At 46.7% G+C, this 14,262-nt stretch carries 12 protein-coding genes and 2 pseudogenes; 13 read left to right on the forward strand and 1 reads right to left on the reverse strand.

What is annotated here, in order from left to right:
• Nucleotides 1-12 precede the first annotated feature (12 nt).
• The 8 genes and pseudogenes from PGS38_RS07635 to guaA all read left to right on the forward strand — a co-directional run bounded on the left by PGS38_RS07635 (nt 13) and on the right by guaA (nt 8,744).
• Nucleotides 13-1,110 carry a glycoside hydrolase family 172 protein gene (locus PGS38_RS07635; protein ID WP_055218718.1) on the forward strand — a complete coding sequence of 366 codons (1,098 nt, stop codon included), beginning with the start codon at nt 13-15 and terminating at the stop codon, nt 1,108-1,110.
• 277 nt (nt 1,111-1,387) lie between these two features.
• Complete coding sequence (locus PGS38_RS07640) at nt 1,388-2,161, forward strand: polyphosphate polymerase domain-containing protein (protein WP_118640004.1); 774 nt, start codon at nt 1,388-1,390, stop codon at nt 2,159-2,161.
• A 287-nt stretch (nt 2,162-2,448) separates the two neighbouring features.
• Nucleotides 2,449-2,902: pseudogene (locus tag PGS38_RS17930) on the forward strand (hypothetical protein).
• A complete protein-coding gene (locus PGS38_RS07650) occupies nt 2,902-4,911 on the forward strand; it encodes a carbohydrate-binding domain-containing protein (protein ID WP_118640005.1) in 2,010 nt (669 codons plus the stop codon). The pseudogene PGS38_RS17930 and the gene PGS38_RS07650 overlap by 1 nt, the downstream one beginning before the upstream one ends.
• Before the next feature lie 150 nt (nt 4,912-5,061).
• Nucleotides 5,062-5,562 carry a GreA/GreB family elongation factor gene (locus PGS38_RS07655; RefSeq protein ID WP_022462124.1) on the forward strand — a complete coding sequence of 167 codons (501 nt, stop codon included), beginning with the start codon at nt 5,062-5,064 and terminating at the stop codon, nt 5,560-5,562.
• Nucleotides 5,563-5,590: 28 nt separating this feature from the next.
• Complete coding sequence (locus PGS38_RS07660; protein ID WP_022462125.1) at nt 5,591-6,070, forward strand: S-ribosylhomocysteine lyase; 480 nt, start codon at nt 5,591-5,593, stop codon at nt 6,068-6,070.
• 90 nt (nt 6,071-6,160) lie between these two features.
• A complete protein-coding gene (locus PGS38_RS07665) occupies nt 6,161-7,039 on the forward strand; it encodes an aldose 1-epimerase family protein (RefSeq protein WP_055218725.1) in 879 nt (292 codons plus the stop codon).
• A gap of 160 nt (nt 7,040-7,199) precedes the next feature.
• Entirely contained in the window at nt 7,200-8,744 is a 1,545-nt protein-coding gene (guaA, locus tag PGS38_RS07670; RefSeq protein WP_055218727.1) for a glutamine-hydrolyzing GMP synthase, read from the forward strand.
• A gap of 292 nt (nt 8,745-9,036) precedes the next feature.
• Here guaA and PGS38_RS07675 read toward each other — a convergent pair whose 3' ends face one another.
• A complete protein-coding gene (locus tag PGS38_RS07675) occupies nt 9,037-9,567 on the reverse strand; it encodes a helix-turn-helix domain-containing protein (RefSeq protein WP_009247529.1) in 531 nt (176 codons plus the stop codon).
• A 448-nt stretch (nt 9,568-10,015) separates the two neighbouring features.
• On the opposite strand from PGS38_RS07675, the gene PGS38_RS07680 reads away from it, so the two are divergent.
• From PGS38_RS07680 to PGS38_RS07700, 5 genes and pseudogenes are all read left to right on the forward strand, one after another.
• Complete coding sequence (locus PGS38_RS07680) at nt 10,016-10,204, forward strand: helix-turn-helix domain-containing protein (protein ID WP_009247528.1); 189 nt, start codon at nt 10,016-10,018, stop codon at nt 10,202-10,204.
• On the forward strand, nt 10,205-11,296 hold the full coding sequence (locus PGS38_RS07685) for a site-specific integrase (protein ID WP_009247527.1): 1,092 nt from the start codon (nt 10,205-10,207) through the stop codon (nt 11,294-11,296).
• Nucleotides 11,286-11,621 (forward strand): annotated as a pseudogene (locus PGS38_RS07690) (plasmid mobilization protein). Before PGS38_RS07685 ends, PGS38_RS07690 begins: the two are co-directional and overlap by 11 nt.
• Nucleotides 11,611-12,765, forward strand: a complete 1,155-nt coding sequence (locus PGS38_RS07695; protein WP_009247525.1) for an AAA family ATPase — start codon at nt 11,611-11,613, stop codon at nt 12,763-12,765. Before PGS38_RS07690 ends, PGS38_RS07695 begins: the two are co-directional and overlap by 11 nt.
• Nucleotides 12,766-13,120: 355 nt before the next feature.
• Entirely contained in the window at nt 13,121-14,260 is a 1,140-nt protein-coding gene (locus PGS38_RS07700; RefSeq protein WP_019190307.1) for a plasmid recombination protein, read from the forward strand.
• Nucleotides 14,261-14,262: the final 2 nt, after the last annotated feature.

Consider the following 14,262-nt stretch of genomic DNA (forward strand, 5'->3'; position numbering starts at 1 on the left):
GAGGAATATATGATGTTTGATTGTGGTTTACAAAACATTTTCCAGCTGAAAAGCGGACAGTCCCGTTCCATCAACTGGGAAAACCGGAACGGAGAAAAAGGAAAAGGCGGCATGGCATCCAGCGATCTTGGTCCGTCCAGAAAAGGTTCCCCGTGCATCCCGAAAATAGAAGCAGGAGAGACCGTAACACTTGGTGAGATCCAGGGAGAAGGCATCATTCAGCACATCTGGATCACCGTCACAGACCGTACCAGTGAACGCAACCGTTATGTTCTGCGGGATCTTGTTCTGCGCATGTACTGGGACGATGAAGAATTCCCATCCGTTGAATGCCCGCTTGGCGATTTCTTCTGCTGCGGTTTCGGTGTTTCCTATCAGGTAAATTCCGTCCCGATTGCTGTCAATCCGACCCGTGGTTTCAACAGCTATTTCCCGATGCCGTTCCGTAAAAACGCCCGTATTACCATTGAAAATCAGTGTGATGAGCCGATTCCGGCCTTCTTTTATCAGATCGACTATTGCCTGACAACGGTTCCGGAAGATGCTGCCTATTTCCATGCCCAGTGGCGTCGTCAGCGTATCACGGAAAAGGCAAAAGACTACGTTGTCCTCGACAACATCAAAGGGAAAGGCCAGTACGTTGGAACTTATCTTGCACTGACCAGCCTCGAACGCTACTGGTACGGAGAAGGTGAGATGAAATTCTACATCGATGGAGACAAGGATTATCCAACCATCTGCGGAACCGGAACAGAAGATTATTTCGGCGGTGCCTGGAGCTTTGCAACACAGCAAAATGGCCAAACCGTCGAAAATCAGTACTGTACTCCGTATCTTGGCTATCCTTACTACTCTACCCACGATACCTTCCTTCATAATGATTACCACAATGATGATCAGATGCCACAGCGCAGCTTCTACCGCTGGCACCTTCTTGATCCTATCCTTTTTGAGAAGGATCTTAAGGTAACCCTTCAGCAGATTGGCGTCAGTCATGGAGGTCTTTTTGAACGTCAGGATGATGTCGCTACCACAGCTTACTGGTACCAGACGCATCCTCATGTACCATTCGCGCCACTCATGTCCAGAAAAGAGCGCTGGCCAAGATGATTTTTGACGCTTTTCCTATTTTATATGTTTCATGACTTTGCATATCGGCTACAAGAGTCCGTTCCGAACAAATCCGCTTCCAACGAATTTGTCCGGAAACGGCTCTTTCTTTTTTTATATGGTATTCAAAAAGCGATCCGGATTACAGAGGTCCGTCTTTTCACAAACCTTTCACATTTTCCGTCCATTCTTTAAGGTTCCTTTAAAGTTTCCTCATTATACTTAAAAATGTAAAAAACATTTCCGGAAGTAAATCAAACGAAAGGATCAATCGATTATGATGCAAAGCCAACAGATTCCCATGACCTTCCAACGGTATGAAACAAAATACATGCTTTCCCCGATCATGGCTCGCAAGCTTCGCAAGAGCCTTCCGGGTCATCTGCAGATGGATGAATACGGCCTTGATACCATCTGCAGCCTCTATTACGATACCCCGGATCACCAGCTCATCCGCCGTTCGCTGGAAAAACCCGTCTACAAAGAAAAACTGCGACTCCGCAGTTATGGTCCGGCCAAAGAGACCAGCCCCATCTACGTAGAACTAAAGAAAAAATATGAAGGAATCGTCTACAAACGCCGCGAGCGCATGATATTATCAGAAGCGGTTCCCTATCTTGCGGGAAAATCAGAACCGGGCTTTGACAGCCAGATTCTTCACGAAATCACCTGGTTTCGTAACTACTACCGGGGGCTTGCTCCCGCTATGTACATCGCCTACGACCGTATCGCCTGCTTCGGCACGGAAGACAGGAACTTTCGTGTCACCTTCGACACTAATATCCGATGGCGTACCGACAATCTGTGTCTTGACGGTCCAACGGAAGGAACCAGACTTTTAGAACCAGGCTGGTATCTCATGGAGGTGAAAACACCAGGTGCTGTGCCCCTATGGTTCAGCAAAATTCTGGATGATCTTGCAATCTATCCGGCATCATTTTCTAAATACGGCTTTGCCTATCAGATCGAAAATCAGAAAGCATCAGAAGAAAAAGCTTTCATACCATTCACAGATATCCGGCAAACCGTATCAAAAACAGCATTCCGTTAGCTGAATCAGGTAAGTCCTCTGCGGCCATTGCGAAAAGCAAGAAGCAGTGGGTGGACTTACAGCTTGCGAAAAGCCTTTTTCAAACATAATCTGCTTCACAAAAAAAGAAAATGTAACTATTCAGAGCCATGCAAAATAGAAGAAAAATCGCGAATCATGCTTGCATGAATGAGCGGTTTTTCTGGAACTTCATATGGCGAGAAGCAACATCGCGATGTAGCGTAAGCGGAATCGAGATGGGGCTCTGAATAGACAAGAAAATAAAAAAATTCTGGGAGGAATTTGCTATGCTTAACACAATATTCAGTTCCGTTTTTACAGAAACAATCGCCGCCTTCACCTTTGGTCAGTTCCTTGCCTGCACAGCAGTGTCTCTGATTCTGGGACTGTTGATCGCTGCTGTTTACAGGTACAAAAGTGAATGCACCAAAAGCTTTGCTGTCACGCTTGTTCTGATGCCTGTGATCGTACAGATGGTGATCATGCTCGTCAATGGAAATCTTGGAACCGGAGTCCCTTGATTATACCAGTGTTTTTGACGATATCTTTGCCAGGTATCTGACCCGTTGCGAGCTTGTACAGGTAAAAACCACGAATATGGGAAGTCTTTTCAAGCTGGAGTATCGCATCGTATTCCGCGAGGAAGGCGAAGAGAAAAACATGATTGACCAGCTCCGCTGCAGAAACGGAAACCTTGAAATCCTGTGCAGTCGTGCACAGACCGGAAGGGAGGAATTATAATGAATCGAAACAGAAATAAAAACAGAAAAAAAGAGACCGGCGCGGTCGTCAGTCTGTTTCTTGTATCATTGCTGGCCTTCGGCGGATGCGGCACAGCAGTGACATCTTCCAGCTCTGTAAATGCCGAATCTGCCCGTACAGAGTCAACCGGCGAAACATCTGCCGACAACGCGGCGGCCACATCAGAGAGCATAGCTTCGGAAAATGCAATAGAAAGTGCCTCCGACATTGATTTCGATCTGGAACTGACCGAATCCACCATCGATACCGAATTCACAGACCGTGAGAAGAGCGGAAGCTATAAAGCATCAGAAGCCGTAAAAATTACACTTAATAAGACGACAGCTACCGTCTCCGGCAGCGGAGCCAAAGCAGACGGCAGCACAATTACCATTACGGAAGAAGGCGTTTACATCGTAAGCGGAACACTTGAGGATGGCCAGATTATCGTAGACGCATCCGATTTCGACAAGGTTCAGATCGTACTCGATGGAGTCCATATCAACTGTGAGACGAATGCTGCCATCTACGTTCGCGAAGCGGACAAAGTTTTCATCACGCTTGCTGAAAACAGCAGCAACACGCTTGGCGGTGGAAACGAGTACACTCAGATTGATGACAACACGGTAGACGGCGTTATCTTCTCCAAATCAGATCTTGTCTGCAACGGGACAGGAAGTCTGACCATCGAGGCAGACTACAAACACGGGATTGTATCCAAAGATGACCTTGTGATTACCGGCGGAACCTACAAAATCGTCGCTGCGGACAACGGGATCACAGCCAAAGATCAGATTAAAATTCTGAATGGAAGCTTTGACATTGATGCTGCAAACAGTGCGGTCAAAGCGAAGAATACGGATGACGCAGAGCTTGGAAATATCTATATTGCCGGTGGCGTTTTTACAGTTAAGGCAGAACAGGATGGATTCCATGCAACCGGCAGCATCGTTGTCGATGACGGAACCATCACCGTAAACTCCGGTGATGACGGTTTCCATGCGGAGCTCGACACCGTCATTCGTGGCGGAACGATCCTTGTTGAAAAAAGCAACGAAGGCCTGGAAGGAAAACGCGTCGTGGTCAACGGCGGTGACATTACCATAAACGCCAGCGACGATGGCATCAATGCCGCAAATTCCGGCGACGATGGCGCCAATGCTGCCGGTTCCGGTGACGATGACAGCAATGCCGCAAGCTCAAACGACGATAGCAGTGCTGTCGTAAACTCCGGTGATGATGGCAGCATATCCGGTGCGGCAGACGGAAAGGAACCTCCGCAAATGCCGCCTGATACAGAAAACGGCAGCGATATGCAGCCATCGCAGGACTTCGATCCGGAGAACGCTCCGTCTGGCGGAAATGCGCCGCAGGACTTCGATCCGGGGAACGCTCCGTCTGACGGCGATGCTCCACAGATGATGCAGAGAGGCCCCGGCGGCGGAGGCAACTCTGAGCTTTATATTAAAATTACCGGCGGAACCCTGACCGTATCCGCCGATGGTGATGGTCTTGATTCCAACGGCGGTCTTCTCGTGACCGGCGGAACTACGATCGTGTACGGGCCGACCAGCGATGGTGACAGTGCCCTCGATTACGACGGAAGTGCAATTGTGACCGGCGGAACCTTAGCTGCTATCGGCAGTGCCGGCATGACGGAAAGCTTCGACGAAGCTTCCACCCAGCCCGTTATCACCTATTACTGTACGGAAACCCAGTCCGCTGACACTACCATCACACTGACAGACAGCGATGGAAGTGCCCTCTTCACGGTCACACCCGAAAAAGCCTACGCCAGCATCGTTTTGACCTGCCCAGAAATGAAACTGGACGCAACGTATACTCTGGCTGCCGGTACCGACAACGAAGAGATCACCCTCACGGACATCATCACCACCGCCGGAACCCGGTCTGTTAAAACAATGAGCGATCCCGAAGGTGGAAAAATGCCAAATAACAGCGACAACAAAGGAACTCCGCCTTCAAAACCAAGCGACACGGCTGAGTGAACCGTTATAGTTCATTCAGCACCGGAACATTTGCTGTTCCGGTGCGTAAGAAAGTGATTCTACTCATGATTCTACCGTGGCTGTCTTCCTACTTCCAATTTGCCGTATTCTGTGCTAAAATAACCTCACAAGAAAAGAGGTAGAAAAATCATGTATGATAAACTGACCGAAAACGATATTAAAAAAATGCAGGAAGAAATCGACTACCGCAAACTGGTTGTCCGTCCAAAAGAACTCGAGGCTGTAAAAGAAGCCCGCGCTCAGGGCGATCTCAGCGAAAACTTTGAATACAAAGCTGCTAAACAGGACAAAAACCGCAACGAAAGCCGCATCCGCTATCTGGAAAAAATGATTAAAACCGCTCACGTTATTTCAGATACCTCAAAGGACGATGAAGTCGGCATCAACAATACCGTTCAGGTTTACATCGAAGAAGATGATGAGACAGAAACCTACAAACTTGTCACCACCGTTCGTGGTAATTCTCTCAAAGGATACGTCAGTATCGACTCGCCATTAGGAAAAGCCATTCTGGGTCATAAAGTCGGCGACCGCGTCACTGTAAAAGTAAGCGATGCCTATAGTTATGATCTCATCATCAAATCCATCGAAAACACTGCGGATACCGATGATGAACTCCGCAGCTATTAAAGGACAGAAAGAAAGGAAAATACCAGTCATGGAAAAAATTGCAAGCTTTACGATCGACCATATCAAACTTAAACCAGGCATTTACGTTTCAAGAAAAGATCACGTAGGTGACAGTGTCATCACAACCTTCGACCTGCGCATGACATCTCCAAACGATGAGCCTGTTATGAATACCGCTGAGGTTCACACCATCGAGCATCTTGGCGCAACGTTCCTTCGCAATCACGAAGAATGGAAAGATAAAACCGTATATTTTGGTCCAATGGGCTGCCGTACAGGATTTTACCTGCTGTTGGCCGGTGATTACAGCTCGAAAGATATCGTTTCACTCGTAATAGAAATGTATGAATTTATCCGCGATTTCAAGGGCGAAGTCCCGGGTGCATCCCCGAAAGACTGCGGAAACTATCTGGATATGAATCTGTCCATGGCAAATTACCTTGGCAAAAAATACCTGGATGAGGTTTTGTACGGAATTGATGAATCCCGTCTCGTCTATCCGGAATAAATTCTAAAAATGGTAACTATTCAGCGCCATGCAATTTCGCATGGCTCTGAATAGTTACAAAAAATGAAAGAAAACAGGGGGAAACAGAGTATGAGAACCATGGAAAACGAAAACCTGCGCGTGCAGATCAGCGATCACGGCGCAGAACTTAGCAGCATCTACGATAAAGCGGCTGACCGTGAGGCAGTCTGGATCGGCGATCCGGCCTTCTGGAACCGCCACGCACCGGTCCTGTTCCCGTTCGTCGGAAAAGTAAACGGCGGCTTCTACACCCATAAAGGAGTCAAATACCCGATGGGCCAGCACGGTTTCGCCCGCGACAACGAATTCGAGTGCATCGAAAACACCGAAAACAAAACAGTACACCGCCTGGTATCGACCGAAGAAACAAAAAAAGTCTACCCGTTCGATTTTGCCTTCACCGTAACCCAGGAACTCTCCGGCAGAACCCTGACCATCACCTGGAACGTAGAAAACACCGGTGATGATGACATGTACTTCTCCGTCGGCGGACATCCTGCATTCATGATTCCGGAACAGTATGACATCGTCTTCAACAAAGGCCTGGAAAACCACACCGAGACCGAACTCGAATACGTCCTGATCGACCCGGAAACAGCAGGCGTCGATGTCGCACATCCGAGAAAACTGAAACTTCAGGACGGCAGAATCCCGTACACCAGAACCCTTTTCGACGAGGACGCCCTGATCTTCGACAACACCCAGGTCGAGCGCGTCGGCGTAGAAGTGGATGGAAAACCGTATGTCACTCTCACCTGCAAAGGCTTCCCGAGCGTCGGCGTATGGTCCAAGCCAAAAGCAGATGCCCCGTTCGTGTGCCTCGAGCCATGGATCGGCCGCTGCGACAACGTCGGCTTTGACGGCGAATTAAAAGACAAATACGGCGAACAGCACCTGAAAGCCGGGGAAACCTTCCAGGCAGGCTACACCATCACCATCGGAGAATAAGGACCCGAAAAAAAGAAAAACCTCCGAAGTACAGCGAAAAGAACACGATTCCTGTACTTCAGGGGTTGAAATTTTACGGTTTCTTTACTATAATTAGCATCAAACCCAAAAAACGCATGTAGTTCATCATGCACAGAAGAAAAAACAGGAGGGAACGTTCTTGAAAAGAGAAACGGTTATCGTACTTGATTTTGGCGGTCAGTACAATCAGTTAATTGCAAGACGTGTACGTGAGTGCAACGTTTACTGTGAGATTTATTCTTACAAAACAGACATCGAAAAGATCAAAGAAATTCAGCCGAAAGGTATTATCTTCACCGGCGGCCCGAACAGCGCATATCTGCCGGATTCCCCGACTTATACAAAAGAAATTTTTGAACTTGGAATCCCGATCCTCGGCATCTGCTACGGATCACAGCTGATGATGCATCTGCTCGGCGGAAAAGTAGAAGTAGCACCGGTCAGAGAATATGGAAAAATTGAGGTAACCGTAGATACCAGTTCCGCACTGTTTGAGAACGTATCCGAAAAAACCATCTGCTGGATGAGCCACAACGACTACATCTCCAAAGCAGCTCCGGGCTTCGAGATCATCGCCCATACGGATGACTGTCCGGTAGCAGCCGTTGCAAACGTAGAGAAAAACCTCTATGCAACCCAGTTCCATCCAGAAGTTCTGCACACCAAAGAAGGAAAGAAAATGCTTTCCAACTTTGTATACAATGTCTGCCGCTGCGCCGGCGACTGGCACATGGACTCCTTCGTAGAAGAATCCATCAAAGCTATCCGCGAAAAAGTAGGCGACGGAAAAGTCCTCTGCGCACTGTCCGGCGGAGTCGATTCCTCCGTAGCAGCTGTTATGCTTTCCAAAGCAGTCGGAAACCAGCTGACCTGCGTATTCGTAGATCACGGTCTGCTGCGTAAAAACGAGGGCGATGAAGTAGAAGCAGTCTTCGGACCGGACGGGCCATACGACCTGAATTTCATCCGCGTCAACGCACAGGAGCGTTTCTATGCAAAATTAAAAGGCGTAGAAGAGCCGGAGAGAAAACGTAAAATCATCGGCGAAGAGTTCATTCGTGTCTTCGAAGAAGAAGCAAAGAAAATTGGTGCTGTAGACTTCCTGGTACAGGGAACCATCTACCCAGACGTTGTAGAGAGCGGCGTCGGCGGAGAATCCACCGTCATCAAATCCCATCATAACGTCGGAGGACTGCCGGATTACGTAGATTTCAAAGAAATCATCGAGCCGCTGCGCAACCTCTTCAAAGACGAAGTAAGAAAAGCCGGCCTTGAGCTCGGCATCCCGGAATACCTCGTATTCCGTCAGCCATTCCCGGGCCCGGGACTTGGCATCCGTATCATCGGCGAAGTAACCGCCGAGAAAGTCAAAATGGTACAGGACGCCGACGCGATCTGGCGCGAAGAAATCGACAAAGCCGGAATCGCCCACGAAATCGGCCAGTACTTCGCAGCCCTGACCAACATGCGCTCCGTCGGAGTCATGGGAGATGAAAGAACCTACGATTACGCCATCGCCCTCCGCGCCGTCACCACCACCGATTTCATGACCGCCGAAAGCGCCGAAATCCCGTGGGATGTCATCGGAAGAACAACCAGTCGAATCGTAAACGAAGTCAAACACATCAACCGCGTCATGTACGACTGCACCGGAAAACCACCGGCAACGATCGAGTTTGAATAAATCGAGTTGCTTAAAAAAGCCAGTGTTTATGCGGGTTTCAGCGATTTCGATTAGTCTTTTGATAACAAATTGATAACAGTCATAGCAAGTGCCATTATTCTTGTTATCCAGTGGTTTATGGGTAACGGAACAATTAACAGGTGGCTTGCAGACTAAAGTTCGGAGCTTGGCTCTGAACAAATTCCATATTATAAACTAAGCCCTTAGCTGTGGTTAATAACCATAGTTAAGGGCTTTTTTGTCGTTGCCAAAGCATCTGTAGGGAGCTGCCAGTGGCAGGTCCTGTAGGTGCTTATTTATCTTTCAAGTGGTCTTTGAATGCTTCCACGAGAGCGTCACTTAATTCCTGTGATGGAACTTTTGCCCAACGCTGTGTGGTGTCGAACTCTGGATAATGGTAACGCCAGTTATCGTATTCTTCTCTGTTGATTTCTTCGGAAGATAGCTTGTCTGCCTGTTCTTTCCAAGCATACAGCATTTTGAGGAGTTCATATGCTTCTCTGCCTTTGTCCTTGTTGACCTTTAAGCATACCTCTCCGTCTGCTTCACTGACAGTAAGACCGTAAATATCTTCAAGGGTAAACAGAGTGTGCATAAGACCGATATAGCTGTCTATGTCAGGAACATCAAGAGCCTGTGGAGAAACATCAAGCACCTGTGCCAATGCATTTGTAAGGTCTGCTTTCGGTTTGCGTGTACCAGTTTCGTACTGTGCCAAACGCACATCAGCACTCTTTTCTGGAAAACCGATTGCTGTACCGAGATACTTTTGTGTCATACCACGCATTAGTCTGAAAAAATGTATTCTTTCGCTGATAGCCATAATGATACGCTCCTTTTATATTTAGTGAAATAAGTATAGCAGAAATGTTTAGTGGAAGTCAAGAAAAACCGAAACAAAAATGTTTAATATTTTCTTTGCAACCACTTGACAATAGCAAATATGTTTAGTAAAATAAATTACGAATTAAACAAATATGCTTAATGCGACAACTGAATGACCGTCCGAAAAGCCAAACCGCCAAGACCTCGTCGGAGCAAGTTCCGTATCGTTCGCTTGTGTGCAAGCACAAAAGCTCATTCGCTGCACTGCTCCTCCTCTTCCCCAAAAGTCTCCGACTTTTCGGGAACCCCTATACGAGCGAGCGCCTGATGTACTGCGGTGCATTGGGACAGCACAGCGCCTGCCGACAAGCAGGAGTGCCTGTTGGAACTTTAACACGGAGAAAGCGGCAAGCAAAAAATTATTTTAAGAAAGGAAGAAAAAGGATATGGAAAACAGATTTATCCGAGCCGAAGATGTGGCTCAGGAACTAAACGTATCAAAACCTTATGCATATAAACTCATCAGACAATTAAATGAGGAATTGAAAGCAAAGGGCTTTATTACGATTGCAGGGCGTGTAAATCGCCAGTATTTTTACGAAAGGCTCTACGGAGCAGGAAAGGGGGAAATGTAAATGCCGGTATTTAAGAATGAAGATAACGGTACTTGGTATGTGATGGCAAGGTATGTGAACTGGAAAGGGGAACGCAAGCAGAAATGCAAGCGTGGCTTTGCTACCAAACGAGAAGCACAGGAATGGGAAAGAATGTTCAAATTGCAGACTTCTTCAGACCTTGATATGAGTTTTGAAGCCTTTACGGAGCTTTATATCAATGATGTGAAGAACCGTTTGAAGGAAAACACGTGGCTTACCAAAGAGCATATCATACGCACAAAGATACTTCCGTATTTCGGGAAACTGAAAATCAGCGAGATTTCCACAAAGGAGATTATTACTTGGCAGAATGAAATGCTTGCCTATCGTGATGAGAAGAAAAAGCCTTATTCACAGACGTATCTGAAAACGCTGCACAATCAGTTGTCCGCCATTTTCAATCACGCTGTCCGCTACTATGAACTGCGTTCCAATCCTGCGGCAAAGGTGGGAAATATGGGACGTGAGGAACACAAGGAAATGCTGTTCTGGACAAAGGAAGAATACAAGAAATTCTCTTTTGAGATGATGGACAAGCCTGTTTCCTTTTATGCGTTTGAAATGCTTTACTGGTGCGGTATCCGAGAGGGCGAGCTGTTAGCTTTGACTCCGGCAGATTTCAACTTTGATAAGGAAACAGTCACAATCAATAAATCCTATCAGCGTTTGAAAGGGCAGGATGTGATTACTTCTCCGAAAACGAAAAAGAGCAACCGCACGATTAAAATGCCGAAGTTTCTGTGTGAGGAAATGAAAGAATATCTCGGTATGCTTTACGGATTGAAGAAGAAAGACCGTATCTTTACGGTGACGAAAAGCTATCTTCATCACGAGATGGACAGAGGGGCAAAGGCGGCAGGCGTGAAGCGTATCCGCATTCACGATCTCCGTCACAGCCACATTTCACTCTTGATTGATATGGGCTTTTCTGCGGTGGCGATTGCTGACCGAGTTGGTCACGAAAGTATTGATATTACTTATCAGTACGCACACCTCTTTCCGTCAAAGCAGATTGAGATGGCAGAAAAATTAGATGATTTAGGGAAAGGAGATTTTGAAAATGTCAGCTAAGAACAGAGATAACAAAAATCGTTGGAGGAATATCACAGTAGGGTTTCGAGTATCGCCCGAAGAAAACGAACTCATTAACAGAGCTGTAGCTCTATCAGGATTGCCAAAACAGGAGTATTGTTACCGCCGTTGCTTAAATTAGGATGTGGTGGTACAGGGCAATCCGAGAGTGTATAAGGCGTTGAAAACGGAATTTGCCACAGTCCTTGCGGAACTGAAAAGGATTGAAGCAGGAAAAGGTGTGGATGATGAACTGCTGAGTGTAATAGAACTGATTTCCATTATTCTCGGCGGTTTGAAAGGAGAGGATGCGAATGGAGAATAAAAAAGAAATGACTATTCCAAATGTATCTGCGGCAACAGATGCGGAACAGTCACTTTCCAAATGTACTGACAATAGTATAGTCAATCAGGATACGGATTTCAAGGGGTACGAGCAATCTTTTGAAGAAATGCAAAGGGAAATACTCAGACAGTTAGACCCTTCCTATCTGAAAACAGTATCAATGACAACGCTGTATGATACGGTGTTTGAGGTTCAGACACCACTTATCGACGGTCTGCTCCAAAGGGGAACTTACCTTTTCGTAGGTTCCCCGAAAGTGGGAAAGAGCTTTATGATGGCACAGCTTGCCTATCATATCAGCACAGGCACACCGCTTTGGGAGTATAAGGTGCGTAAGGCAACGGTGCTTTATTTTGCCCTTGAAGATGATTACCCACGTTTGCAGAAGCGATTGTTTCAGATGTTCGGTGCAAAGGAGACAGGCAATCTGTATTTCGCAACGGAATGTAAAACGGTCAATGGCGGACTGGAAGAACAGATAAGAGGGTTTATGAGGGAACACCCAGACACAGGCTTGATTATCATAGACACCTTAAAGCGTGTGCGTGAAGCAGGCGGAGCAGATTACAGCTACGCAAGTGATTATGATGTTGTGGCAAGGCTGAAAGCGTTGGCAGACAGTTACAAGGTTTCAATGCTTATTGTTCATCATACACGCAAACAAAAATCGGAAGATATATTCGATATGATTTCAGGCACGAATGGTCTGATGGGTGCGGCAGACGGTGCATTTGTTCTCAGTAAGGACAAGCGTACTTCCAACAATGCCACACTTGATGTTGCTGGCAGAGACCAGCAGGATATGAAAATCCATCTTGTAAGGGACAGCGAGCGATTGGTGTGGAACTTTGCAAAATCGGAAACGGAGATGTGGAAAGAACCGCCCGAACCTCTGCTTGAGAAGATAGCGGATACGCTCTTTTCGGAAAGTGACAGATGGGAAGGAACTGCTTCGGAACTTTGCGAAAGGCTTGCGGTGGATATAAAGCCGAATGTACTTTCTTTAAGGCTCAGTATCAACGCAAGCAGGCTGTTTCGTGATTACGGTATCCGTTATCAGAACAGCCGCACACACGACGGAAGAAAGGTTTCACTTTGGAAAGAAACCGAGCAGACGGCGTGACAAACGGTGTCAAAGGTGTCAATGTTTTTGAGAGCAGCACGCTGTGAAAAACATTGTCACCATCGTCACACTTTGACACCGGATAAAGTTTAGGGGAGTGTGCAGAGAGTGCCTTTTCAAAGGCGGCTCTTTGGTCTCGCCTGCTGGCTCGGTCGGTTCGCAGGCGTGTGTGCCACCGGCACACGCTCACCCCTCGGAGAGCCTTCGGAGAACGCAAAACCTGTTTACAGGTCGCATTTTTGATGGGTGTACCCGTCAAAAGTGCTTTTGCGTTACTTTTGACAAAAGTAACAAAACCTGAGAATGTTGAAATTTACAGATGGGAGATGAAAAAATGCAGAGAACGATAAGTGCAATGGTCGGTAAAGGCTCGGTCAATCACAATAGCCGAAAGTTCCGAGCAGAAAATGTAGACGGAACTCGTACTCATCTCAATATCGACTACTGCAATGAAAATATAAAGACAGTTTATCACGAATTGTTTGATGAAGCATTGGAAAGATACAATGCCAAGCAGATAAGGTCAGACCGAAAGATAAAAGATTATTATGAAAAAATCCGAAGTTCCAAGCAGGAAAAACCGTTCCACGAAATCATTTTACAGGTGGGCGGTAAGGGAAATATGAACGCCGATACGGAAAACGGAGAACTGGCAAAGCAGATTTTAGATGAATACTATCAGGGTTTTCAGGAGCGAAATCCACAGCTTCGGGTGTTCTCGGCTCATCTGCATATGGATGAAGCTACACCACATCTGCACATAGATTTTGTACCTTTTACCACAGGCAGCAAGCGTGGACTTGATACAAGAGTGTCACTAAAGCAGGCTCTTGCAACGCAAGGTTTTAAGGGCGGCAGTCGTGGCGATACGGAGTGGTCGCAATGGATACAGTCCGAAAAAGAACAGCTTGCGGCGGTGATGGAACGTTATGGGATTGAGTGGGAACATTTAGGCACACACGAAAAACATCTTTCTGTTTTGGATTATAAAAAGCAGGAAAGAGAAAAAGAAGTGGCGGCATTAGGTGCGAAAATCGAGCAGAAACAGATTGAATTTGATGTGTTGTCGGAACGAGTATTGAACTATGATAAGGCAAAAGACGAGCTGTCAAATCTTGAAATAGAGCTTGATACTGCACCGAAATATCAGTTGCCAGAACCAGAGAAATTTATGACTGCAAAGGCATATAAAACCAAAATGGCAGAGCCGGTTGTAAGGAAATTGAAGCAACTTGTCAAAACGGTGCTTGCCCGCTGCTTTGAGGGGTGGGACAACTATCATAGGCTGAATACAGCGAATGCACAGTTATACCGCACCAATCAGCGTTTGGAGAAAGTCAATGAAAGATTGACCGAAGAAAACAAAATCCTAAAAGCAGAAAATAAAGATTACAGCCTGCTCCGTAAGGTTTTTGGTCGCAAACAGATAGATGATTTGTTGGAGCAGGCAAGAACAGTTAAAGGTCGCAAGCGTGATAATACACGATCACGATAGAC

The sequence above is a fragment of the Fusicatenibacter saccharivorans genome, assembly GCF_027667425.1.
In the GTDB taxonomy this organism is placed as follows: Bacteria; Bacillota; Clostridia; order Lachnospirales; family Lachnospiraceae; genus Fusicatenibacter; species Fusicatenibacter saccharivorans.